The following is a 22136-nucleotide window of genomic DNA, read 5'->3' as shown; positions in this document are numbered from 1 at the left end:
GGGGTCAGAGGCCGAGGGCGCGGCGGACGCGGGCGGCCGTCGCCTCGGGGTGGTCGACGAGGCCGGAGAGGCGCACGCGGATGTGGCGGTAACCGAGCGCCTGGATAGCCTCGCTGCGCGCGATGTCCCGCTCGTATTGCCGCGTGTCCGTCCGGTGCTGATCACCGTCGTACTCGACGACGACCCACTGATTTCGATAGAGCAGATCCACCCGCGCGACGAAGACACCGTCCGCGTCGTACAGCTCGACGTTGAGCTCCGGCTCGGGCAGCCCCGCGCGGATCAGCAGCAGCCGGAGCAGCGTCTCCTTCGGCGACTCGGAGCCGACCCGGACGAACTTGACCGCCTCCCGAGCGCGCCGGCCGCCCCGCCCTCGGTACCGTGCCGCCCGCGCCGCGAGGACCTCGAGATCGACGCGGAGGCCGCGGCGACCGAGCTCCTCGTCGGGCCGCAGGAGAGCATCCCCGAGGACGACCAGCTCGTCGAGCGACCGCGAGTCGGCGAGATGGCAGAAGGTCGAGGCGGGGTCCGTCGCCGGATAGCCGGCGTCGACGACGGTCACCGCCTCGTCCCAGAGGTGGTGCGACTTCACCCCGACCCGACGCGCGGCCCGCATCGGCGGCGTGACCGCGACGTGCAGCGGAGTGGTCTCCGTCGCCCGCCGATCAGGCAGCTGGAGGAGATGAGCGGCGGTGACATGCGAGAAGAACTCGCCCGGCCGCATCACTGCGGCGAACGCGGTGATCCTCTCCCCGTAGCTCATCGGCGCGACCGCCGCGCGTGCCCCGCGGAACACGGCGACCGGGTACTCCGCCACAAGCCGGTGCCGCGCGAGCTCGCTCGTCGACGCGTTCACGATCCGGGTCTCTGTGTCGTCCTGCATGCGAGGACCCTGCCGCACCCCGCGCTCCCCCGCGCGCGTTCTCCACAGCCCCCTCCCGCGAGATGCCACTTATGAGCACGACACGCCGAGGAATCACCTCATAAGTGGCATCTCGCGGAGGGCGGCAGGGCTGGGGAGGAGGGTCAGGACTCGCGGGCGTGGGTGTCGAGGAAGGCGTAGACCTCGGCGTCGTCGATGCCGGGGAAGGTGCCGGAGGGCAGCGGGGCGAGGACGTGCGCATGCAGGCGGGCGCTCGGCCAGGCGTTGCCGTCCCAGCGCTGGGCGAGCTCGGCGGGGGCGCGGCGGCAGCAGGACTCGTCGGGGCAGCGCGACTGCTCGCGGCGGTCGGTGTCGCGGCCGCGGAAGAAGCGCGCCTCGGCGAAGGGGACGCCGACCGTGATCGAGAACTCCTCCGTGGCGGTGGTGCCGGTCTGCGAGGCCGACCAGAAGGTGCCGGCCGGCGTGTCCACGTACTGGTAGTACTCCGTCGTCCGGTTGGTGCGGCTGAAGGCGGAGCGCGCCGACCAGTAGCGGCAGACGGTCTGCCCCTCCACCGCACCGGTCACGTCGGTCGGCAGCGGCAGGCCGTCGTTCTCGTAGGCCTTCTGGATCGAGCCGTCACCGAGCACGCGGAGGAAGTGCATCCGGATGTCGAGGTGCGAGGTCAGCAGGTTGGTGAAGCGCAGCGCCGCCGCCTCATGCGTGACGCCGAAGCCGTCGCGGAAGTCCTCGACGGAGATGTCCCGATCGCGCTTCGCCTCCTCCAGGAACGCCACGGCGGGCTCCAGCGGCATCAGGCAGGCCGCTGCGAAGTAGTTGATCTCGAGCCGCTGCCGGAGGAAGTCGGCGTAGGTGACCGGGCGCTCGTGGCCGAGCAGCCGGTGCGCCATCGCCTGCAGCGCGAGCGCCCGGAGCCCGTGGCCACCGGGGATCGAGGCGGGCGGCAGGTAGATCCGTCCGTTCGCGAGGTCGATCACCGAGCGGGCCGAGTGCGGCAGATCGCCGACGTGGATGATCTCGAAGCCGAGGTGCCGCGCCATCTTCGAGACCGAGCTGTGGGTCAGCGCGCCCCCGCGGTGCCCGACCGTGCGGAGCATCTCGCCGGCGACCGCCTCGATCTCGGGCAGGTACGCGTTGCGCTCGCGCAGCTGCAGCCGCTGGGCGGTATTGGCGCGCCGCGCCTCCTCCGGTGTCGCGTTGGCCTCGCTCTTGCGGCGCGCCAGCTCGCGGTAGACGCCGAGGAACGCCTCGAGGACGGGAGTGCTCAGGCTCTTGTTGACCTTGAACTCCGGCAGCCCGAGCGAACGGTAGAGCGACCCCTTCTGCACCCGCGCCAGCTCGATCTCGAGGGCGGCGCGCTCGCTCGGCGGCTCGTCCGAGAGCAGCGCGGCGAGCTCGATGCCGAGCGCGGTGGCGAGCGACTGCATCAGCGAGAGCCGCGGCTCCCGGCGTCCGGTCTCGATCAGAGAGAGCTGGCTGCCCGAGACACCCACGCGCTCGGCGAGCTGCCCGAGGGTCAGCCCGCGGCGGGTGCGGAAGTGCCGGATGCGCTGCCCGAGCAGGGCGGCATCGGTCCCGGCGGTGGGGACGGTGGCGGGGTCGGTGGTGTCGGTCACGGCGAGCTCCAGCGATCGGTTGTGACGGAGGCGCAAAAACCGTGATTCTTGACGGTCAAGGCTTCGCAAATACCCCTCGATCCTCCTCCATCCTGGCTTCAGGCGCCAGAGAGCGCCCCTCGCACCGTCGGATCACGACCGCCACGAGGACCGACTCCCCACCCCGTCGACGACGACTGCACTGAAAGCGGAGCCAGCATGAGCATCTACAGCAACACCCTCCTCCTCGAGACGACCACCATGACCGCGCCGACCCCGGTCGCCGCACCGGTCGTGCCGCCCGCCCCGCTGGCCCTGCGCCGCTGGGTGCGCGAGACGGCCGCGATCCTCCAGCCCGACGCGATCGAGTGGTGCGACGGCTCCCCTGCCGAGTGGTACCGCCTCACCGCCCGGATGGTCGAGGAGGGGAAGCTGATCGCCCTGAACCCGGAGTGGCGGCCCGGCTCGTTCCTCGCCCGCACCGACCCCGACGACGTCGCCCGCGTCGAGGACCGCACGTTCCTCTGCACCACGGACGAGGCCGACGCCGGCCCCACGAACAACTGGCGCGAGCCCTCCGCGATGAAGGCCGAGCTCGCCCCCTACTTCGCCGGCTCGATGCGCGGCCGGACGATGTACGTCGTCCCGTTCTCGATGGGCCCGGTCGGCGGCCCGCTCTCGCAGCTCGGCGTGCAGCTGACCGACTCCGCCTACGCGGTGCTCAACATGCGGATCATGGCCCGCGTCGGCGCCGAGCCGCTCGCCGCCTTCAGCGAGGAGACCGCCTTCGTCCGCGGCGTGCACTCGGTGGGCTTCCCGCTCCGCGACGCCGACGGCACGACCCGCGACGACGTCGCCTGGCCGTGCAACGCGACGAAGTACATCACCCAGTTCCCCGAGACGCGCGAGATCTGGTCGTTCGGCTCCGGTTACGGCGGCAACGCCCTGCTGGCCAAGAAGTGCTTCGCCCTGCGGATCGCCTCCGCGATGGGCCGCGAGGAGGGCTGGCTCGCGGAGCACATGCTCCTGATCCGGATCGTCTCGCCCGAGGGTCGCAGCTACCACGTCGCCGCCGCCTTCCCGAGTGCCTGCGGCAAGACGAACCTGGCGATGCTGCAGCCGACGATCCCCGGCTGGCGCGTGGAGACGCTCGGCGACGACATCACCTGGATGAAGAAGGGCGAGGACGGCCGCCTCTGGGCGATGAACCCCGAGACCGGGTTCTTCGGCGTCGCACCCGGCACCGGGCAGAGCAGCAATCCGAACGCCGTGCACACCCTCTGGGGCAACACGATCTTCACCAACGTCGCACTCCGCGAGGACGGCGACGTCTGGTGGGAGGGCCTCACCGACGAGGTGCCCGAGCACCTCACCGACTGGCGGGGCGAGCCGTGGACGCCCGCCTCCGGGACCCCGGCCGCGCATCCCAATGCGCGCTTCACGGCACCGGCCCAGCAGTGCCCGACTCTCTCGGCCGAGTGGGACGCCTTCGAGGGCGTGCCGCTGGACGCGATCGTCTTCGGCGGGCGCCGGGCGAGCAACGTGCCGCTGGTGACCCAGGCGACCTCCTGGCAGCACGGCGTGTTCCTGGGTGCGACCATCGCCTCCGAGAAGACGGCCGCGGCGGAGGGGACGGTCGGCGAGCTGCGGCGCGACCCGTTCGCGATGCTGCCCTTCTGCGGCTACAACATGGCCGACTACTTCGCGCACTGGCTCGCGGTCGGCGCGGACCTCGGCGAGAAGGCGCCCGCGATCTTCCAGGTCAACTGGTTCCGCAAGGGCGCCGACGGCTCCTTCCTCTGGCCCGGCTTCGGCGACAACGCCCGAGTCCTGCAGTGGCTCGTCCGGCGGATCGAGGGGCTCGCGGAGTCGCGGCCCAGCGCGATCGGCGACCTGCCGCTGTCGATCGACACGCACGGGCTGAACCTCTCGGCCGCCGCGAAGGAGGAGCTGTTCTCCGTCCCGGTGGAGGCGTGGCTCGACGAGTGCGCCCTGACGGAGGCGTTCTTCGCCCGCTTCGGCGACCGCCTGCCGCCCGAGCTGACCGCCGAGCTGCGGGCGCTGCGGCTCCGGCTGCTCGCCGAGGAGCTGCCGGCCGCCCACGCGGCCTGAACCCGGATCCCGCCGGCCGCGCGCCGGCGCCCCTGTGGCCCGCGGAGGGGAACCATCCCCTTCTTCGCATCCCCCTCCGCGGGTCCACTCCCGCTCTGCTGATCGAGCAGCCCCGCCCGGAGGGCAGGCCTCATGCTGATCGAGTAGCCCCGCAGGGGCGTATCGAGATCCACCACCGCCGAGCACGTGGGTCTCGATACGCCGCTGCCGCGGCTACTCGACCAGCATGTGAGGACCGCTGACGCGGCTACTCGACCAGCATGTGGAGATCCCCCACCCACCGCACGACCAGACGGGCACCATGGACGACCGCATCACCCTCCGCTTCCTCGCCGCGCCGCAGGACGCGACCGCCGACGGCCGGAGCGCCCAGGCAGGCCGCGTGCTCGAGTGGATCGACAAGGCCGGCTACGCCTGCGCCGTCGGCTGGAGCGGCGGCTACTGCGTCACCGCCTACGTCGGCAACGTGCACTTCACCCGGCCGATCGCCGTCGGCAACCTGATCGAGGCGACCGCGCAGGTCATCCACACCGGCCGCACGAGCATGCACGTGCTGGTGCGCGTCGCCCAGGCCGACCCGCGCACCGGGCGCTACGAGGAGGCGACGCACTGCCTCCTGATCTTCGTCGCCGTCGACGAGGAGAAGCGCCCGCGCCCGGTGCCGGAGTGGAGCCCCCGCACGATCGAGGACCTCGCCCTGGCCGAGGGCGCCGCCGCCCGCATCGACGGCCGGCGCGCGCTGCACGAGGTGATGCGCGCGCAGGAGTACACGGAGGCGGGCACCGGCCCGCGGATCGTCTTCCGCTTCCTCGCGGCGCCCGGAGACGTCAACTGGGGCGGCAACGCGCACGGCGGCATCGTGATGCGCTGGATCGACGAGGCCGCGAACGCCGTCGCGCAGGGCTGGAGCGGCCGCGACGCGGTCGCCGTCTACTCCGGCGGCATCCACTTCTACCGGCCGGTGCGGATCGGGCACCTCGTCGAGGTGGAGGCGCGGCTGATCCACACCGGGCCGCGCTCGATGCACCTCGCGATCCACGTGCGCTCGGGCGACCCGCGGACCGGCGAGCTCGAGCTGACGACGCAGTGCATGAGCGTGTTCGTGGTGCGCGGCGACGACGGGGCGGCCGAGGCTGTGCCGGCGCTCGAGCCGCGGAGCGACGAGGACCGCCGCCTGGACGAGCACGCGCGGGAGCTGATCCGGCTGCGTGCCGAGCTGCCGGCGCTGCCGGTCGGCATCGCGGCGACGCTCGCCTGACCGGTCGGCACTCCCGGGTCGCTAGGGTCGGAGCGTGAAGATCCTCGTCGTGAACGGCCCGAACCTGAACCTCCTCGGCACCCGCGAGCCCGCGGTCTACGGCTCCGACACGCTCGCGGATGCGGAGGCGCTCGCCACCCGCGCGGCGGAGCGGCTCGGCCTCGAGATCGAGTTCTTCCAGAGCAACTCGGAGGGCGCGATCATCGACCGCCTTCACGAGGCGCGCGGCACGGCCGCCGGCCTGCTGCTCAACGTCGGCGCCTACACCCACACCTCGATCGCGATCCGCGACGCCGTCCTCGCCACCGAGCTGCCGCTGGTGGAGGTGCACGTGAGCAATGTGCATCGGCGCGAGGAGTTCCGGCGGCACTCCTACCTGTCGGACATCGCGGTCGCCGTGATCGTCGGCGCCGGCATCGCGGGCTACGGCTACGCGGTGGACGTCCTCGCGCGGACCCTGGGGGCGACGGCTCCGGACGCGTAGCTCCGGGGCGAGTCGCCGGGGCGTAGCGTCGGGAGCATGACGCCCTCCGACGCGACACCCTCCGCCTCTCCCGCCGAGCTCGGCCGCTCCTTCGGCTCGGCCGTCGACGCCTACGACCGCGGGCGCCCGGGCTACCCCGACGACGCGGTGGACTGGCTCATCGGGCACGCGCCCGCCCGCGTGGCCGGTGCCTTCGTGCCCGAGCGCGCGCGGGCGGCCGGGGCGAACGCCTCCGACCGGGTACGCGTCGCGGACCTCGGGGCAGGTACCGGGAAGTTCACCGCGTCTCTGGTGGCGCGCGGTCTCGACGTGACCGCCGTGGAGCCGGACGCGGCGATGCTGGGGCGGCTGACCGCACAGCTGCCGTCGGTGCGGGCGCTGGCGGGGACCGCCGAGGCGATCCCGCTGCCGGACGCGTCCGTCGAGCTGGTCACCGCGGCGCAGTCCTGGCACTGGGTCGACCCCGAGCGCGCGAGCGCCGAGGTCGCGCGGGTGCTGGTCCCGGGCGGCGTGCTCGCGCTGGTCTGGAACATCCGCGACGAGTCGGTGCCGTGGGTGCGGCGCCTCGGCGAGGTCGCCGGCTCCTCGGCCGCCGAGCGCTTCGAGACGGTGCAGCCGCCGCTGGGCTCGGCGCTGGAGCGCGTCGCCTACGCCGAGTTCGACTTGAAGTACGAGCTCGACCGTCCGGCGCTGCTCGACATGTTCGCCTCGCGCAGCTACGTCATCGCGATGCCCGAGGAGGAGCGCGCCGCGGTCCTCGCGGCCGTCGGCGAGGTCGTCGACGCACTGCCCGGCGACCGCGTCGCCATGCCGTACGCGACCCGCGTCACGATCGCCCACCGCGCCTCCTAGCGGGATGCCGCTCCTGCTCCGCCGGGCGTCACGGCGGGCGCAGAACCTGCTGAGCCGCGCAACGCAGGCGCAGAGCATGCTGGTCGAGCAGCCGCGCCAGCGGCGTATCGAGACCCACCGCACTCCGAACATGTGGATCTCGATACGCCCCTCCGGGGCTACTCGATCAGCATGGAACGGCCGCCTCGTGAGTCGAATCATGCTGGTCGAGCAGCCGCGCCAGCGGCGTATCGAGACCCTAGCGTCAGACCTCGTTCGGGTCGCCGCCGACGCGGCCGGCGCGCTCGAGCGCGGTGATCGCGTCGCGCTCGTCGGACGTGAGCTCGAAGCCGAAGACGTCGATGTTCTCCACGATGCGGGCCTTCGTCGACGACTTCGGGAAGACGATGTGGCCGCGGTCGAGGTGCCAGCGCAGCACGACCTGCGCCGGCGTCACTCCGTGCGCCTCAGCCGCGCCGGTGATCACCGGCAGCTCGAGCAGCGGGTACTTGTTCTGCCCGAGCGGGCCCCAGGCCTCCGTCGCGACGCCGTGCTGCGCACCGAACGCGGTGACCGTGGGCTGCTGGTGGTACGGGTGCAGCTCGATCTGGTTGACGGCGGGGACGACCTCGGTCGCGGCGAGCAGTCGCTCCAGGTGCGGCACGAGGAAGTTCGAGACGCCGATCGAGCGGGTGCGTCCGGCGGCCTGCAGCTCCTGCATCGCCTCCCAGCTCTCGACGTAGCGGTCCTGCTTCGGCTTCGGCCAGTGGATGAGGTAGAGGTCGACGGCGTCGAGGCCGAGCTTCTCGAGGCTGGCGTCGAGCGCCCCGGCCGCCGTGTCGCGGCCCTGGTCGTCGTTCCACAGCTTCGTGGTCACGTACAGCTCGTCGCGCGCGATCCCGGAGGAGGCGAGCGCCCGCCCGACGCCCTCCTCGTTGCCGTAGATCGCGGCGGTGTCGATGTGCCGGTAGCCGGCCTCGAGCGCCTCGGAGACGATGCGCTCCGTCTCGGCGGGGTCGACCTGGAAGACGCCGAACCCGAGCTGCGGGATGCTCGTGCCGTCGTTGAGAGTGAGGGTGGGGATGCTGGTCATCCCTCCACCCTGCCAGCGGCCCCCGACACCGGGTACCGGGTTGCGCCCGGCGACCGACGTCGGCGCGGGCGACTACCCTCGAAGGGCGCTCGCGAGGGCGCGCCGACTTCGAGGAGGACCGCACGTGAGCATCATCGCCGCCGCAGACGGATCAGCGCTGGGCAACCCCGGCCCCGCGGGCTGGGCCTGGTACGTCGACGACGAGCGCTGGGCGGCCGGCGGCTGGTCGCACGGCACCAACAACATCGGCGAGCTCACCGCGGTCCTCGAGCTGCTCCGCGCCACCGCGCAGGAGAGCGAGCCCGTGCACATCCTCTGCGACAGCCAGTACGCCATCAAGGCCTGCACCGAGTGGCTGCCGGGCTGGAAGCGGAAGGGCTGGCGGAAGGCCGACGGCAAGCCGGTGATGAACGTCGAGATCATCAAGGCGCTCGACGAGGAGCTGCAGGGCCGCGCCGTCACCTTCGAGTGGGTGAAGGGGCACGCCAACCACCGGATGAACGAGGCCGCGGACGTGCGCGCCCGCGCGGCCGCGACGGCCTACCAGCGCCGCACGGCCGTCGACGCCGGTCCGGGCTGGCCGGGAGCCTCCCCCGCCGTGACCCCCGCCGTCGACACCGAGGACGCCCCCGCGACCCTGTTCTGACCCGAGGGGGCGCACCTCGCGCTCAGGGCAGCCGCAGCATCCCCGTCGCGACGAGCTCGCGCACCCGCGGCAGCACGGAGTCCAGCACGGCGGCCTCCTCCACGTGCAGGAGCGAGGCCACCGCGGCCGTGATCGCGGCCACCGACAGCTCGCCGTCGCACGCCCCGACGACCGCGGCGAGGGCCGTGTCGGCCTCCTCCACCCGGGCGAAGCCGCCGCCCTGGCGCAGCCGCAGCACGGTCGGGTCGTCGTTGCCCGGCCAGTAGTGCCGCTCCTCGGTCACGTCGCCGGCGACGACGAGCGCCAGCCGCGAGAGGTCGGCGTCGTCGACCGCGGACAGCGCGTCGAGCGCGTCGAGGCAGTGCGCGAGGTGCCCGCCCAGCCCCGCGGTCGCGAACGCCGCATCGAGCCGCTCGAGGCGGCGGATCGGCGGCCGGGGCGTCGCGGGGAGCCGCAGGGTCACGTAGCCGAAGCCGACGCCGGTCACGCCGCGCCGCTCGAAGTCCTCGAGCCAGGCGTCGACGAGGGCGTCCGACTCCGCGCCGCGCGTGGTTCCGCCGTCGCGGATCCAGGTCTCGGCGTAGATCGCCGGATCCTGCTGCTCGCGCTCCACGATCCAGACGTCGAGCGGCGAGGCGGTGCCGTCCATCCAGGCGGCGAGTCCGGCGTGCCCGGGTTCGAGCGCCTGCTCGAGCGGGCTGCGGTCGTCGGCCAGCCAGGCGCGGACCCGGTCGAAGGCGTCCGCCTCGGCCCGGTACTCCCAGTTGCCGAGCAGCTGCGCGACACCGCCCGGCACCAAGTGCTCGGCCGCGCCGACGATCACGCGGCGGACGATCTCGTCGCCCTCGAGGCCGCCGTCGCGGTACTCGTAGGCGGGGACGCCCGCGGTCCGCGGCGTGATCACGAACGGCGGGTTGGTGACGATCTGGTCGAACCGCTCCCCCGCGACCGGCTCGTAGAGGCTGCCGTGCCGGAACTCGATCGAGTCGATCCCGTTCAGCGCCGCATTGAAGGCCGCGATCGCCAGCGCTCGGTGCGAGATGTCGGTCGCGACGACGCGGTCCGCGTGCCGGGAGGCGTGCAGCGCCTGGATCCCGCAGCCGGTGCCGAGGTCGAGCAGGCTGCCGACCGGCCGCTGGATCATCAGCCCGGCCAGGGTGAGGCTCGCTCCGCCGACGCCGAGCACGTGGTCCTCGTCGAGCGGCCGGCCGAGCGCGAGCTCGCCGAGATCGGAGGCGATCCACCAGGAGGCGGCGCCGTGCAGGTCGACGAGGTCGTAGGGCCGCAGGTCGAGCGCGGCGGTGACCACCGCTCCGGCCTCGGAGCGCACGAGCTCCAGCTCCAGGGCGCCGTCGAGGCCGAGCGACGGGAACGCCGCCTCCGCCTGCTCCGTCGGCACCGGATCGGCGAGGAGGAACAGCCGGGCCAGCACGGCCAGCGGCCCGCGATCGCCGCTGCGCTCCAGCGCCCGCCGGGCCGGGACCCGGTCGCCGCGGTGCAGCGCCTCGCCCGCGGCCTCGCCCCACAGCTCGCGGACGGCGTCGACGCGGTAGCGGGCACGGGAGAGGTCGTCGCCGAGGAGCGCGATGCGGGCTCGGTCGAGCTGGTCTGCTGGCTGCACCGCTCCATCCTCGTGCACGCCCGGAGCCCGGACGGTGCGGCTGCGGTGCAGAACATCAGCTGCGAGCCGAGTTCGTCGCTCATCGCCGATGAAGGACCTTCTCAGCTGATGTTCTGCGCGCAATACGATCGACTCATGCCCCTCACCGGAGAATACGAACCGAGCACGTCCGCCTGGGCCCGCGAGCAGGCGGAGCTCTACGAGGCCACCGGCGGCGCGGAGGGCAACCTCCTCCGCGGCAAGCCGATCATCGTCCTGACCACGGTCGGCGCCCGCAGCGGCAAGCTGCGCAAGACCGCGCTGATGCGCGTCGAGCACGACGGCTCCTACGTCGTCGTCGCCTCGAAGGGCGGTGCACCCGAGCACCCGGTCTGGTACCTGAACATGGTCAAGGAGCCGCACGTCGAGCTGCAGGACGGCCCGGTGAAGAAGGACTACACCGCGAGCGTCCTCGAGGGCGACGAGCGCGCCGCCTGGTGGGAGCGCGCGGTCGCGGCCTGGCCCGACTACGCCGAGTACCAGACCAAGACCGACCGGCAGATCCCGCTGGTGCTGCTCACGCCCTGGTCCTGACCCGGCAGGCCGTCACTCCGGAGCGACGACGGTCGTCTCCGGAGCGACGTCGTCCGTCCCCGGCGCGTCGCCCTCCGGCTCCACCCGCGCCGCGATGAGCGCCAGCACCCGCGGGTGCGACAGCAGCACGAAGTGCCCCACCACCGACACCGCGATGTTCTCGCGCGCGCCGGTGAGGCGGCTCCCGCCGGGGATGTACTGGTCGCGCATCCCGTAGATCGAGACGATCCGGCGGTCCGCGTCGCGCTCGGCCAGCAGCGTCCGGATCACGGGCCGGTGCGGGCCGAACTCGCGCAGCGCCCGGGCCGGCGCGATGCGAGCGAGCGGTGAGCCGTTGAACGGCGTCGAGACGGCGATCATCCGGTCGATCCGGCCCTCGTCGCGGTCGTCGACGACCATCATGTGCTTGCCGATCAGGCCGCCCTTGCTGTGCGCGACGACGACGACCCCGCGCAGGTCGTGCTCGCGCAGGTACTCCTGCCCGAGCGCTGCCGACGCGACGATCGGCCGGGTGTTGTAGCCGAGCGCGGGCAGCACGTGGATCGGGTGCCCGGCCGCGTGCAGCCGGTCGGCGATCGGCCGCAGGAACTGCCAGGTCTCGTAGATCCCGGGGATCAGCAGGACGGGCGCGCCGTCGCCCGAGGCGTAGCGCGACACGTCCCAGCCCTCGCGCAGGTGCGTGAACCGCGATCCGTAGGCGTAGCGGTAGTCGCGCAGGTACGCCGCGCGCAGCGAGGTGGACGAGCGCCGCGGGCGCCCCCGCTCAGGCGCCGGCATAGGCCGCTTCGAGGGCCGCGACGTCGAGCTTCGTCATCCCGAGCATCGCCTGCAGCGCCCGCGCCGCGCCCTCCGCGTCGGAGCCGCCGAGCAGGGTCGCGAGCGCGGTCGGCACGATCTGCCAGGAGAGCCCCCAGCGGTCGCGGAGCCAGCCGCACTGGCTCTCCTCGCCGCCGTCGGCGATCAGCGCGTCCCAGAGCCGGTCGACCTCGGCCTGCGACTCGACCGAGACCGAGATCGAGACCGCTTCGGAGAACGGGAAGCCGGGGCCGCCGTTCATGGCCTGGAAGAGCTGCCCGTCGAGCTCGAAGGTCACGACGGTGACGGTGCCCGGCGAGGGCGAGCCCTCGGGCAGCACCTCGGTGCTCAGGATCCGCGAGTTCGGCACGAGCTCGGTGTAGAACTCGGCCGCCTCCCTCGCCTGGTCGTCGAACCACAGGAACGTGCTGACTGCACCCATGCCGGCCTCCTCGTCGATCCCCAGTGTGCCCCGTCGCGGGCCGGAGCGGTCGGAGCCGCCGACGTGTCAGCGGCTCGAGCGTCAGAGCGGGTTGACCCCGAACGCGGTCGCGAGCTTGTCGATCTTCTTCGCGCGGCCCAGTCGCGGCAGGTCGCTGCCGTCGCGGATGACGCGGCCGCGGGCCTCGAAGTCGTCGAGGAAGTCGCGCGCCCAGGCCACGTCGGACGGGGTCGGGCTGATGACCTCGTTGATGACCGCGAGCTGCTCGGTGTCGAGGCAGAGCTTGCCGGTGAGGCCGAGCGAGACGGTGAGCGCGGACTGCTCGCGCAGCACCGGGTGGCTGTTGGAGACGGTCGGGCCGTCGATCGGGCCGGGCAGGTCGCCGATGCGCGAGGCGACGACGAGGCGCGAGCGCGGGTAGGCCATCGCCAGGTCGTCGGCGCTGGTGCCGGTGTCGCGGCGGTAGTCGCCGCTGCCGAAGGCGAGGCGGAAGGTGCCGCGGGCGCGGGCGATCGAGACCGCCTCCTCGATGCCGAGGGCCGACTCGACCAGCGCGAGCACGGGGGTCGCGCCGCCGAGGCGGTCGAAGGTCTCGGTGACGTGCTCGCCGGCCTCGGTCTTCGCGAGCATGACGCCGGCCAGGCCGGGCAGGCCCTTCAGCGCGTCGACGTCGTCCGACCAGAACGGGGTGGAGTGGTCGTTGATGCGCACCCAGGCGCGCTTCTCGCCACTGAGCCAGGCGGCGACGTCGGCGCGGGCCTCGGGCTTGGCCTTCGGGTCGACCGCGTCCTCGATGTCGAGGACGACCTGGTCGGCACGCGAGGCGTGCGCGGCGTCGAAGGTGTCGGTGCGGGTCGCGTTGACCAGCAGCCAGGAGCGGGCGATCTCGGGGGCGACGTCGCGCCCCTTCCGCTTCAGGCCGGTCTCGCCCGAGGGGGTGGAGGTGGTGGGCAGCGTCACGTGAGCAGGTCCTTCCGGTGGCGCGGTCTTCGCACCGCGAGCCCCGCCGCGCAGCGACGGTGCCGGGGTCCAGGGTAACGGCTCGGGGCGGAGCGGACGCGTCAGCGCCGCTCCCAGAGCGTGATCGTCGCGGTCGGCACGGTCGAGCCGAGGCCGGCCTCGAAGCCCTCCGCCGCGAGCCAGTCGAAGGCCGCCGGGTCGGAGGCGGGAGCGGCGGTCCAGACGCGCTGCTCGCCCGCGAGGGCGGTGCGCAGCGCGTCGTCCCCGACCAGGACGTCGGAGTATGTGCCCGTCGTGGCGTAGGAGCGCTCGAGGGCGACGTCGTCGAGCCCGGCGAAGGCCGAGGGGTAGGCGGCGAGGGCGATCCGCGGCCGCAGCGACACGGTCCCGCTGTCGCCGAGGAGGAACGCGTCACCCGGGCGCGCGCCGGCCTGGATCGTCTGCGCGAGGGCGCGGAGGTCCTGTCCGGCCGGCTTCCCGGTCTCCGTCCGCATCAGGACGAGGGCGGGCAGCGCCGCGACGGCGAGGGCACCGACGAGGACGCCCGCCGTCACCGGGCGCCAGGAGGCGAGGGCCAGCCCCAGCACCGTCGCCAGCGCGGGCGAGCTGAGGCTGAGATAGCGCGGGGTGAACATCGGCTCGATCAGCGCGGTGCCGAGGAGCAGGACCGCGGCCGGCAGGAGCAGCCAGACGGCCAGCACGAGGACGAGCGGCGGGTGGACCGCCCCCGCCACGGTTGCGCGCGACCGCACCGCCCGCGTCCGGACCGCCGCGACGACCAGCAGCCCCACGGCGAGCGCCGCCAGCCACCACGCCGAGCCGAAGAACGACTCGACGACCACCGTGTAGGCGTTGACCGGCTGCGAGCGGAGCCAGCCGATCTGCCCGCTCTGGCCCGCCGCCGTGACGATCACCGGGCTCGCGACGCCGACCGACAGCACCGCGCCGAGCACGCCGGCACCGAAGGCGCGGCCGCGCCGGGGCCCGACGACCGCCGCGAGCAGCACGAAGGCCGGCAGCACGAGCACGCAGTAGAGGAAGACGGCGTTCGCGAGCCCCGCCACAGCGACGAAGCCGGCCCAGCGCAGCACCCCGCCGTCCCGCGCCGCGCGGACCGCCAGCACCGCCGCCCACACGACGAGCGCCGTGGCGAGCGCGGAGGAGCGCGCCTCCGTCCCGTTGAACGACGTCCGGGGCAGCAGCACGAACACGATGGCGGCGAGCAGCGCGGCCCGCGGCCGGCCCAGCGAGCGCAGCAGCACTAGCACGCCCGCCGCTCCCGCCCCCGCCGCGAGGGCGGACGGCGCGCGGACGGCCAGCTCCGACTCCCCCGCGATCGCGATCCAGCCGTGCATCAGCAGCGCGTAGACGACGTGCACGGCGTCCTTCTGCTGCGCGAAGGCGAGCAGCTCGGGCAGCGGGAGCCGCGCGAGGCGGAGGGTCGCGGCCTCGTCGTTCCAGTAGGAGGGGATCCAGGAGCCGAGGAGGGTCAGGAGGGTTGCGACGAGGAGGACGGCGCTCGCCGGGATGGACTCCGCCCCGACCCCTCGCGCCCTGATCCCCCACCGCACCGTCCCACCGTAGGGGCGGCCGGCGTCGCTCAGAGCCCGGCGCGCTCCGCGAGGCCGGCCGAGAACGCGGCCTGCCCCGCGTGCTGCGTGTCGTCGTCGATCACCGAGACGAGCCGCACCGCGAGGGTCACCGGCGGGTCCCAGTCCTCGTCGACCACGCGGGCGAGGTCGGCGTCCTCCAGCGTGTCGAGGTAGGCGAGCGTCTGCTCGTGCACGGCGTCGTAGTACTCCGCGAGCAGCTCGGCCGGCACCGCGGCGAGCGCCGCGACCTCGGAAGGCTCCATCCCGTAGCCGTTCGTCTCGGCCGGGAACGGCAGTCCGGAGCGCTCGTGGAAGCCGCCGGAGATCCAGAGCTGCTCGCGGCCGGCGAGCGGGGCGAGGTGATCGTCCTGCACCCGGGTCAGGTGCCAGACGAGCCAGGCGGCGGAGTTGGCCTGCGCGTCGGCCCGGAAGCCGAGCCGCTCGGGGGTGCTGTCGTCGAGGACAGCGTGCACGGTCCCGTGCACCCGGTCGAAGGCGTCGCGGAGGAGGTCGATGGCTGCAGTCATCCCGCCAGTCTGCTCGCCGCGCCCGTGTCGCGTCACCCCCTGCCGAGTGCTCGGAGGATCCCCGGAGGCGGGTGCCGGATACTCGCTCCGTGACCTCCGGAACCTCGAACCTGGCGATGAAGCCGTGGCTGACCTCCTACGCGGAGGGCGTCCCGGCCGAGATCGACCCGCCCACGCAGACCCTCGTCGATCTGCTCGAGGACTCGGTGGCCCGCTACAAGCGCGGCATCGCGCTCGAGTTCTTCGGCGCCGAGACGAGCTACGCCGAGCTCGGCGAGAAGGTCGCCCGCGCCGCGGAGGGGCTGCGCCGCCTGGGCGTGCGCGCCGGCGACCGCGTCGCCCTGGTGCTGCCGAACTGCCCCGAGCACGTGATCGCGTTCTACGCGGTGCTGCGGCTCGGCGCGATCGTCGTCGAGCACAACCCGCTCTACACCCCGCGCGAGCTGCGCCGGCAGTTCGAGGACCACGGTGCCCGCGTCGCGGTGGTCTGGAACAAGACCGCCGACGTCATCGCCGCGCTGCCCGCCGACCTCGGCGTCGAGCGCGTCGTCTCGGTCGACCTCACCGCGTCCTTCCCGCTCGGCAAGCGCCTCGCCCTGAGGCTCCCGCTGGAGAAGGCCCGGGAGGCGCGCGCCAAGCTGACCACGAGCCCGCGCACCCGCTCGCTGATCCCCTTCGACCGACTCCTGGGCGGCCGGAAGATCGCCCGCTCGCACCCGCGCCCGGCGCTCGCCGACACCGCGCTGCTCCAGTACACGAGCGGTACCACCGGCACGCCGAAGGGCGCGATCCTCTCGCACGCCAACCTCCGCGCGAACGCGCTGCAGGGCCAGGCCTGGGTGCCCGGGCTGCGCGAGGGCGACGAGACCTTCTACGCGGTCCTCCCCCTCTTCCACGCCTACGGGCTCACGCTCTGCCTCACCTTCGCGATCAGCATCGGTGCCAAGGTCGTGCTCTTCCCCACCTTCGACGTCGGACTGGTCAAGGCCGCCGCGAAGAAGTCGCCGCCCACCTTCCTGCCCGCCGTCCCGCCGGTCTACGACGCGCTGGCCCGCGCCTCCGAGCGCGGTGAGCTCGGCCTCCGCGGCATCCGCTTCGCGATCTCGGGAGCGATGAGCCTGCCCGTCGCGACCGTCGACCGCTGGGAGCGCGCCAGCCGCGGACTCCTCGTCGAGGGCTACGGGATGACCGAGAGCTCGCCCGTCGCGCTCGGCAACCCGGTCGGCCCCAGCCGCCGGCCGGGCACCGTCGGCGTGCCGTTCCCGAGCACCCGGATCCGCCTTGTCGACCCGGCGGACCCCTCCGTCGACCGCGGACCCGGCGAGTCCGGCGAGCTGCTGCTGCAGGGACCGCAGGTGTTCCAGGGCTACTGGAAGCGCCCCGAGGACACCGCGGCGACGCTGCTCCCCGACGGCTGGCTCCGCACCGGCGACATCGCCACGGTCTCGGCAGACGGCTTCGTCACGATCGTCGACCGGGCGAAGGAGCTGATCATCACGGGTGGCTTCAACGTCTCGCCGTCCGAGGTGGAGGGCGTGCTCGAGTCGCACCCGGACGTCGTGCGCGCCGCGGTCGTCGGACTTCCCCGTGCCGAGGGCGGCGAGAGTGTCGCCGCGGCGGTCGTGCTGCGCGCCGGGACGGTCGTCGAGGCCGAGGCGCTGCGCGACTTCTGCCGCCTGCACCTGACGGCCTACAAGGTGCCGAAGCGGGTGGTGACGGCCGACGCGCTGCCGACCTCGCTGATCGGCAAGGTGCTACGCCGCGAGGTGCGCGAGACGCTGCTGGGCTGAGCCGGCCGGCTCCGCCCTCTTCCCGGTCACAGCTCGATGGGTAGTAGCCCGACTGGTCACAGCCCGATGAAGGAGAACGACATGACGCGATTCGTGCAGTACACCGAGAACGGCGGCCCCGAGGTGCTCGAGGTCGTCGAGGCGCCCGAGCCCGAGGCCCCCGAGGGAGGCGTCGTCGTCGCGATCCGCGCGGCCGGCGTGAACCCGATCGAGTGGAAGATGCGCTCCGGCATCCGCCCCGGGCCGCCCTTCCCCCGCCGCCTCGGCTCGGACGGCGCCGGCGTGATCACCGCCGTCGGCGCGGGCGTCTCCGGCTGGAGCGTCGGTGACGAGGTGATCGTGAGCAGCGCGGTCGGCACCTACGGCGAGTCCGTCGTCGTCGCGCCCGAGAGCCTCGACCGCAAGCCCGCGGGCCTCGGCTTCGAAGAGGCCGCCGCGCTCGGCGTCCCGATCAGCACCGCCTATCAGGCGGTCGTCTCGCTCGGCGTCGCCGAGGGCTCCGTCTTCCTCGTGCACGCGGGAGCGGGCGCCGTCGGCCAGGCCGCGGTGCAGTTCGCGGTGGAGCGGGGTGCGCGCGTGATCGCAACGGCGAGCCCGGCCAACCACGACCGGCTGCGCGAGCTCGGCGCCGAGCCCGTCGCGTACGGACCCGGCCTCGAGGAGCGCCTCCGCGCGGCGGCTCCCGGCGGAGTGGACCGCGTGCTCGATGCCGCGGGCACCGACGAGGCGCTCGCCGCGTCCCTCGCCCTCGTGAGCGACCCGCAGCACGTCGGCACCGTCGTCGTCGGCGCGCGGGCGGCCGAGCTGGGCATCCGCGCCTGGATGGGCGGCAGCCCCGTCCCGCTGACCGACGAGGAGAAGGCGCTGCGCCGCGAGGGCATCCCCCGCGCCGCGCAGCTCGCCGCCGACGGCCGCTTCTCGATCGAGCTCGGCCCGCGTTTCGCCCTCGACGACGTCGCCGACGCCCACCGCCTCAGCGAGGACGGCCACACCCGCGGCAAGATCCTCCTCGTCCCCTGACCCACCACGAGCACCCCGCGCACCTCATGCTGATCGAGCGACCCGCGCACACCATGCTGATCGAGTAGCCCGCGCAGCGGGCGTATCGAGATCCACCCGCCGACGAAGGAGTCCCGCCATGACCACCGACGACACCACCCCCGTCATCCTCGGCGGCGCCCGCACCCCCTTCGCCCGCTTCCAGGGCGCCTTCGCCCCGCTCTCCGCGGTCGAACTCGGCGCCGCCGCCGTCCGCGCGGCCCTCGCCCGCTCCGGCGCGCAGCCGTCGGATATCGACGCCGTAACCCTCGGCCAGGTCATCCAGGCCGGCGCCGGCCAGGGCCCCGCCCGGCAGACCGCGATCCGCGCCGGCCTCGGCTGGGACGTCCCCGCCATTACGATCAACAAGCTCTGCCTCTCCGGCCTCACCGCCGTGATCGACGCCGCCCGCCTCATCCGCACCGGCGAGGCCTCCGTCGTCGTCGCCGGCGGTCAGGAGTCGATGACGAACACCCCGCACCTCCTGCTCGGCGCCCGCTCCGGCCTCGGCGTCGGCGCGCGGCCTCTCGAGGACGCGCTCCTGCACGACGGCCTCCTCGACCCCTTCGACGACCGGATGATGGGCCGCGTGACCGACGACGGCAACGCCGAGCGCGGGATCCGCCGCGAGCGCCAGGACGCCTACGCCGCCCTCTCGCACCAGCGCGCGGCGGCGGCCCGCGACTCCGGAGTCCTCGCCGAGGAGATCGTGCCGGTCGAGGTCCCGCAGCGCCGCGGCCCGGACCTCCTGGTGTCCGAGGACGACGGCATCCGCCCCGAGACCACTGCCGAGATCCTCGCGGGCCTCCGCCCAGCCTTCAGCCCCGAGGGAACCATCACCGCCGGCAGCTCCTCCCCGATCACCGACGGCGCCGCCGCCCTCGTCGTCGCGAGCAAGAGCTGGGCCCTGTCGCGCGGCCTGCCCTGGCTCGCCGAGATCGCCGAGCACGGCCAGGTCGCCGGCCCCGACAACTCGCTCCACTCCCAGCCGTCCGCCGCGATCCGCCGCGCCCTCGCCCGCCGCGGCGGAACCGTCGCCGACCTCGACCTGATCGAGATCAACGAGGCCTTCGCCTCGGTCGTCCTGCGGTCCACCGACGACCTCGGCGTGCCGCCCGAGTCCGTCAACCTCGACGGCGGCGCCATCGCCCTCGGCCACCCCGTCGGCGCCTCCGGCGCCCGCCTCGCCCTGCACCTCGCCCTCGCCCTCCGCCGCCGCGGAGGCGGCCTCGGCGTAGCCGCCCTCTGCGGCGGCGGCGGCCAGGGCGAGGCCCTCCTCCTCCGCGCCTGACGGCCCCCGCGAGATGCCACTTGTGCACGCCTTTCGCGGCGTGTCGCGTGCACAAGTGGCATCTCGCGGAAGGCGCCGTGCGCGGGTGCGACGTCAGCGGGTGCAGAGGACCCTCGGTGCCCGGAGGAGGGCCAGGACCGACAGCGCGAGCGAGAGGCAGTGAGCGCCGAGAAGCGGGCCGCTCATCAGGAAGACGACTCCCGCCATCGGCACCGGCATCCCCCCGACGAGGATGACGAGGCCCACGGCGAGGAAACAGGCGTGCAGGATCGTGCAGACGACGGACGTCCGCCACCACGCCGTCCAGCGGGCCAGCAGCGGCGGGAGCGTGACGAGCGCCCACAGCGCGACGCTCGGCAGGCCGAACACGGAACCGTCGACGAGGACCGCGATCAGCGCGATCGCGACGAACGGGCTTGCCACGACGGCGGCGACCAGCTGCAGGAGTTTCGACTGCAGAAGCAGGCTCGGACGGAGCGGACGGCGGGCATCGAGGTCGTGCTCTTCGATCGCGGTGCGGGCGATGACGGCGGGATCGCCGAAGGACTCGACGAACCCCTCCTCGTCTCCCGCCCCCGCCGCGTGCTCGGCGGCGTCCTGCAGGAGCCCCCGCTGCGACCGTCGCGGCAGGACGGCGAGCTCGCGTCGCAGCTGCGCGTCGTAAGCGCGCCGACCGGTCTCGGTGGTGTGCGTCGTCGTCATCGGTTCGTCTCCAGGAGGTCGTCAACGGTGCTGCGGAACGGCGCCCATTCCGAGCGGAAATCGTCGAGCCGTGCCCGACCCGCCGGGGCGAGCGAGTAGTAGCGCCGCTGGCGTCCCTCCTTCGGGTCGGTGAGCTCGGTCGACACCAGTCCGTTGTCGCGCAGGCGGGAGAGGAGCGGGTAGAGCGTGCCCTCGCCGGCGATCAGGCCGGCGCGGCTGAGAGTGAGCGCGAGCTCGCGCCCGTACTTCGGCCCCCCGGCGATGGCCGCCAGGACGCAGAACTCGAGAACCCCCTTCCGGAGGTTCGCGAGGATCTTCTCGGTGTCGGTCGCCATGCCCGCCGTAATGCCTTGCATCACAAGGCCTGGCAATACCCAGTTTGCGCTCCTGGTCGATCCCGACGCCAGGCGGGCTCTCGCGAGATGCCACTTGTGCACGCCTTTCGCGGCGTGTCGCGTGCACAAGTGGCATCTCGCGGGGAGGGTCAGCAGGCCCGGCTACGCTCGCGGGATGAGCATCCTCAGCGCCGACGGCCTCGAGTTCGTGACCCAGCGGCACCTGGCCACCCTGTCGACCCCGTGGCAGCAGGGACGCCTGCACGTCGTCGCCGTCGGCTTCACCTACGAGGACGGCGTCGTCCGCGTCATCACCTCGCGCGAAAGCCAGAAGGTCCTCAACGTCCGCCGCGGCGGCACCGCGACTGTCAGCCAGGTCGACGGCATCCGCTGGCTCAGCCTCGGCGGCCCGGCCTCGATCGAGGAGGACCCCGAGGCCGTCGCACACGCCGTCGAGCTGTACTCGCAGCGCTACCGGACGCCCCGCGAGAACCCGCTCCGCGTCGCGATCCGCATCGACGTCGACTTCGCCCTCGCCTCCTCGGGCCTGCGCGCGGACTAGCCCCGTGCACTCCCCCGACGCACTGCGGGCCGACGGCACCGTCTCGTCGCTGCGGACCTACCGCTACGTCCGAGTGTCACTCGTGGCCGCGGTGCTGTTCCTCAGCGTCGGAGTGACGTGGCACCTGGTCACGCTCGGCCCGCTGCGCTCCATCAGCGCCGCCTACTACACCCCCGTGCGCTCGATCTTCGTCGGCTCGCTGTTCGCCGTCGCCGTCGGCCTCGTGGTCCTCGCCGGGCGCAGCGTCCGCCGCACGCTGCTCGTGATCGCCGGCTTCACCGCTCCCGTCATCGCCCTGGTGCCCGCACCGATCCCCTCCGACGAGCTGGAGCTGCTGACGGGCACCGGCTGCCCCGCGGGCGTCGCGCGCTGCGTCGCCCCCGGCACGGAGGACGCGATCGCCGTCGGAATGCTCGCCTACCTCGCCGTCGCCGCGGCGGCCCTGATCGCCTCGCTCGCCTTCCTCGCCGTCGACCGCGCACTCGACCGCGGCGCCTGGCTGCGCGCCGGCGGTGCCGCCGTGCTGCTCACCGCCCTCGCAGTGTTCTCGACCACCCCGGCCTTCGCCGACCTCGGCCACTACGCCGCCGCCGCGCTCTTCTTCCTGCTCATCGCCGCCGTGGCCGGCATCCACGCGCACGCGGTGCGCTCGCAGGGCGTCCGCGGACCGGGCTCGCTCCGCGCCTACTCGCTCGCCTACTCCGCGCTCGCCGTCCTCCTGGCCGCGGTCGACGCCGCCGCGATCGTCCTCCTGCTGACCGGCCGGGCCTCAGAGCTCCTCGGCGAGCAGTGGCTGCTGATCGTCGAGGCGATCGCCCTCGCCCTCTTCACCGCCTTCTGGATCCTGCAGACCGTCGAGAACTGGCGCGACCCTGACGCGGCGGCCCGCTGAGCAACAGCACGATCCCAGCGACGGAGCGACCGATCGCGACGGCGGCTGTGGTGAGCACGACCACCGAGAGGGCTACGAAGCTCCTCTCAGCAGTGGTCGAGGACCTATCGTTTC

22 protein-coding genes are annotated in these 22136 nt (G+C 73.4%); 11 read left to right on the top strand and 11 right to left on the bottom strand.

What is annotated here, in order from left to right; genetic code table 11:
- Window positions 1-4: 4 nt before the first annotated feature.
- Window positions 5-883, bottom strand: coding sequence for an endonuclease domain-containing protein (locus tag EDF45_RS05080; protein ID WP_123735179.1), 879 nt, complete (start codon window positions 881-883; stop codon window positions 5-7).
- Window positions 884-1026: 143 nt separating this feature from the next.
- On the bottom strand, window positions 1027-2499 hold the full coding sequence (locus tag EDF45_RS05075) for a helix-turn-helix domain-containing protein (RefSeq protein ID WP_123735178.1): 1473 nt from the start codon (window positions 2497-2499) through the stop codon (window positions 1027-1029).
- Between the two features lie 240 nt (window positions 2500-2739).
- On the opposite strand from EDF45_RS05075, the gene EDF45_RS05070 reads away from it, so the two are divergent.
- From EDF45_RS05070 to EDF45_RS05055, 4 genes are all read left to right on the top strand, one after another.
- Window positions 2740-4590, top strand: coding sequence for a phosphoenolpyruvate carboxykinase (GTP) (locus EDF45_RS05070; RefSeq protein ID WP_123735592.1), 1851 nt, complete (start codon window positions 2740-2742; stop codon window positions 4588-4590).
- 301 nt (window positions 4591-4891) lie between these two features.
- Window positions 4892-5848, top strand: a complete 957-nt coding sequence (locus EDF45_RS05065; RefSeq protein WP_123735177.1) for an acyl-CoA thioesterase — start codon at window positions 4892-4894, stop codon at window positions 5846-5848.
- Window positions 5849-5882: 34 nt separating this feature from the next.
- Window positions 5883-6332, top strand: a complete 450-nt coding sequence (gene aroQ / locus EDF45_RS05060) for a type II 3-dehydroquinate dehydratase (RefSeq protein WP_123735176.1) — start codon at window positions 5883-5885, stop codon at window positions 6330-6332.
- 36 nt (window positions 6333-6368) lie between these two features.
- Window positions 6369-7184: a class I SAM-dependent methyltransferase gene (locus EDF45_RS05055; protein WP_123735175.1), complete on the top strand. Its 816-nt coding sequence runs from the start codon at window positions 6369-6371 to the stop codon at window positions 7182-7184.
- Between the two features lie 244 nt (window positions 7185-7428).
- Here the strand turns inward: EDF45_RS05055 and EDF45_RS05050 are convergent, their stop codons facing one another.
- Entirely contained in the window at window positions 7429-8256 is an 828-nt protein-coding gene (locus EDF45_RS05050; RefSeq protein WP_123735174.1) for an aldo/keto reductase, read from the bottom strand.
- Window positions 8257-8380: 124 nt separating this feature from the next.
- Between EDF45_RS05050 and EDF45_RS05045 the strand changes: the two genes are divergently transcribed.
- The gene (locus tag EDF45_RS05045) at window positions 8381-8902 is read left to right on the top strand and encodes a ribonuclease H (RefSeq protein WP_123735173.1); all 522 of its coding nucleotides are present in this window, start codon (window positions 8381-8383) and stop codon (window positions 8900-8902) included.
- Between the two features lie 22 nt (window positions 8903-8924).
- Here EDF45_RS05045 and EDF45_RS05040 read toward each other — a convergent pair whose 3' ends face one another.
- On the bottom strand, window positions 8925-10523 hold the full coding sequence (locus EDF45_RS05040; RefSeq protein ID WP_123735172.1) for a methyltransferase: 1599 nt from the start codon (window positions 10521-10523) through the stop codon (window positions 8925-8927).
- A gap of 135 nt (window positions 10524-10658) precedes the next feature.
- On the opposite strand from EDF45_RS05040, the gene EDF45_RS05035 reads away from it, so the two are divergent.
- Window positions 10659-11096, top strand: coding sequence for a nitroreductase family deazaflavin-dependent oxidoreductase (locus EDF45_RS05035; RefSeq protein WP_123445252.1), 438 nt, complete (start codon window positions 10659-10661; stop codon window positions 11094-11096).
- A 12-nt stretch (window positions 11097-11108) separates the two neighbouring features.
- On the opposite strand, the gene EDF45_RS05030 is transcribed toward EDF45_RS05035, so the two are convergent.
- The 5 genes from EDF45_RS05030 to EDF45_RS05010 form a co-directional block, all read right to left on the bottom strand.
- Complete coding sequence (locus EDF45_RS05030; RefSeq protein WP_123735171.1) at window positions 11109-11873, bottom strand: triacylglycerol lipase; 765 nt, start codon at window positions 11871-11873, stop codon at window positions 11109-11111.
- The gene (locus tag EDF45_RS05025) at window positions 11860-12333 is read right to left on the bottom strand and encodes a VOC family protein (protein WP_123735170.1); all 474 of its coding nucleotides are present in this window, start codon (window positions 12331-12333) and stop codon (window positions 11860-11862) included. The genes EDF45_RS05030 and EDF45_RS05025 overlap by 14 nt, the downstream gene beginning before the upstream one ends.
- Window positions 12334-12414: 81 nt before the next feature.
- Window positions 12415-13251 (bottom strand): CoA ester lyase, encoded by an 837-nt coding sequence (locus tag EDF45_RS05020; RefSeq protein ID WP_123445387.1) that lies wholly within the window; start codon window positions 13249-13251, stop codon window positions 12415-12417.
- A gap of 143 nt (window positions 13252-13394) precedes the next feature.
- On the bottom strand, window positions 13395-14864 hold the full coding sequence (locus EDF45_RS05015; RefSeq protein ID WP_123735169.1) for a glycosyltransferase family 39 protein: 1470 nt from the start codon (window positions 14862-14864) through the stop codon (window positions 13395-13397).
- A 29-nt stretch (window positions 14865-14893) separates the two neighbouring features.
- A complete protein-coding gene (locus tag EDF45_RS05010) occupies window positions 14894-15412 on the bottom strand; it encodes a mycothiol transferase (RefSeq protein ID WP_123735168.1) in 519 nt (172 codons plus the stop codon).
- Between the two features lie 116 nt (window positions 15413-15528).
- Between EDF45_RS05010 and EDF45_RS05005 the strand changes: the two genes are divergently transcribed.
- From EDF45_RS05005 to EDF45_RS04995, 3 genes are all read left to right on the top strand, one after another.
- On the top strand, window positions 15529-17202 hold the full coding sequence (locus EDF45_RS05005; RefSeq protein ID WP_123735591.1) for a long-chain-fatty-acid--CoA ligase: 1674 nt from the start codon (window positions 15529-15531) through the stop codon (window positions 17200-17202).
- Between the two features lie 81 nt (window positions 17203-17283).
- Window positions 17284-18222: an NADP-dependent oxidoreductase gene (locus EDF45_RS05000; RefSeq protein ID WP_123735590.1), complete on the top strand. Its 939-nt coding sequence runs from the start codon at window positions 17284-17286 to the stop codon at window positions 18220-18222.
- Between the two features lie 118 nt (window positions 18223-18340).
- Entirely contained in the window at window positions 18341-19531 is a 1191-nt protein-coding gene (locus EDF45_RS04995; RefSeq protein WP_123735167.1) for an acetyl-CoA C-acyltransferase, read from the top strand.
- 93 nt (window positions 19532-19624) lie between these two features.
- Here the strand turns inward: EDF45_RS04995 and EDF45_RS04990 are convergent, their stop codons facing one another.
- Window positions 19625-20233, bottom strand: coding sequence for a hypothetical protein (locus EDF45_RS04990; RefSeq protein ID WP_123735166.1), 609 nt, complete (start codon window positions 20231-20233; stop codon window positions 19625-19627).
- Window positions 20230-20568 (bottom strand): PadR family transcriptional regulator, encoded by a 339-nt coding sequence (locus EDF45_RS04985; protein WP_123735165.1) that lies wholly within the window; start codon window positions 20566-20568, stop codon window positions 20230-20232. The genes EDF45_RS04990 and EDF45_RS04985 overlap by 4 nt, the downstream gene beginning before the upstream one ends.
- Window positions 20569-20743: 175 nt before the next feature.
- Between EDF45_RS04985 and EDF45_RS04980 the strand changes: the two genes are divergently transcribed.
- Together EDF45_RS04980 and EDF45_RS04975 are read left to right on the top strand one after the other, a co-directional pair.
- Window positions 20744-21130, top strand: a complete 387-nt coding sequence (locus EDF45_RS04980) for a pyridoxamine 5'-phosphate oxidase family protein (RefSeq protein WP_123702493.1) — start codon at window positions 20744-20746, stop codon at window positions 21128-21130.
- Between the two features lie 4 nt (window positions 21131-21134).
- Window positions 21135-22022 carry a hypothetical protein gene (locus EDF45_RS04975; RefSeq protein WP_123735164.1) on the top strand — a complete coding sequence of 296 codons (888 nt, stop codon included), beginning with the start codon at window positions 21135-21137 and terminating at the stop codon, window positions 22020-22022.
- The last annotated feature ends 114 nt before the right edge of the window (window positions 22023-22136 follow it).

It is taken from the genome of Rathayibacter sp. PhB186 (assembly GCF_003751825.1).
Lineage (GTDB): Bacteria > Actinomycetota > Actinomycetes > Actinomycetales > Microbacteriaceae > Rathayibacter > Rathayibacter festucae.
Note: the sequence above shows the minus strand (reverse complement) of the source record. Positions and strands in the feature narration are given on the sequence as shown.

What these genes read in the sequence shown, in the direction of transcription:
- EDF45_RS05070 (WP_123735592.1), top strand. Translation starts at nt 2,740, where the DNA reads ATGACCGCGCCGACCCCGGTCGCCGCACCGGTCGTGCCGCCCGCCCCG.
- EDF45_RS05005 (WP_123735591.1), top strand. Translation starts at nt 15,529, where the DNA reads ATGAAGCCGTGGCTGACCTCCTACGCGGAGGGCGTCCCGGCCGAGATC.
- EDF45_RS04990 (WP_123735166.1), bottom strand. Translation starts at nt 20,233, where the DNA reads ATGACGACGACGCACACCACCGAGACCGGTCGGCGCGCTTACGACGCG.
- EDF45_RS05065 (WP_123735177.1), top strand. Translation starts at nt 4,892, where the DNA reads ATGGACGACCGCATCACCCTCCGCTTCCTCGCCGCGCCGCAGGACGCG.
- EDF45_RS05080 (WP_123735179.1), bottom strand. Translation starts at nt 883, where the DNA reads ATGCAGGACGACACAGAGACCCGGATCGTGAACGCGTCGACGAGCGAG.
- EDF45_RS04980 (WP_123702493.1), top strand. Translation starts at nt 20,744, where the DNA reads ATGAGCATCCTCAGCGCCGACGGCCTCGAGTTCGTGACCCAGCGGCAC.
- EDF45_RS05055 (WP_123735175.1), top strand. Translation starts at nt 6,369, where the DNA reads ATGACGCCCTCCGACGCGACACCCTCCGCCTCTCCCGCCGAGCTCGGC.
- EDF45_RS04985 (WP_123735165.1), bottom strand. Translation starts at nt 20,568, where the DNA reads ATGGCGACCGACACCGAGAAGATCCTCGCGAACCTCCGGAAGGGGGTT.
- EDF45_RS04995 (WP_123735167.1), top strand. Translation starts at nt 18,341, where the DNA reads ATGACCACCGACGACACCACCCCCGTCATCCTCGGCGGCGCCCGCACC.
- EDF45_RS05035 (WP_123445252.1), top strand. Translation starts at nt 10,659, where the DNA reads ATGCCCCTCACCGGAGAATACGAACCGAGCACGTCCGCCTGGGCCCGC.
- EDF45_RS05010 (WP_123735168.1), bottom strand. Translation starts at nt 15,412, where the DNA reads ATGACTGCAGCCATCGACCTCCTCCGCGACGCCTTCGACCGGGTGCAC.
- EDF45_RS05050 (WP_123735174.1), bottom strand. Translation starts at nt 8,256, where the DNA reads ATGACCAGCATCCCCACCCTCACTCTCAACGACGGCACGAGCATCCCG.
- EDF45_RS05000 (WP_123735590.1), top strand. Translation starts at nt 17,284, where the DNA reads ATGACGCGATTCGTGCAGTACACCGAGAACGGCGGCCCCGAGGTGCTC.
- EDF45_RS05025 (WP_123735170.1), bottom strand. Translation starts at nt 12,333, where the DNA reads ATGGGTGCAGTCAGCACGTTCCTGTGGTTCGACGACCAGGCGAGGGAG.
- EDF45_RS05030 (WP_123735171.1), bottom strand. Translation starts at nt 11,873, where the DNA reads ATGCCGGCGCCTGAGCGGGGGCGCCCGCGGCGCTCGTCCACCTCGCTG.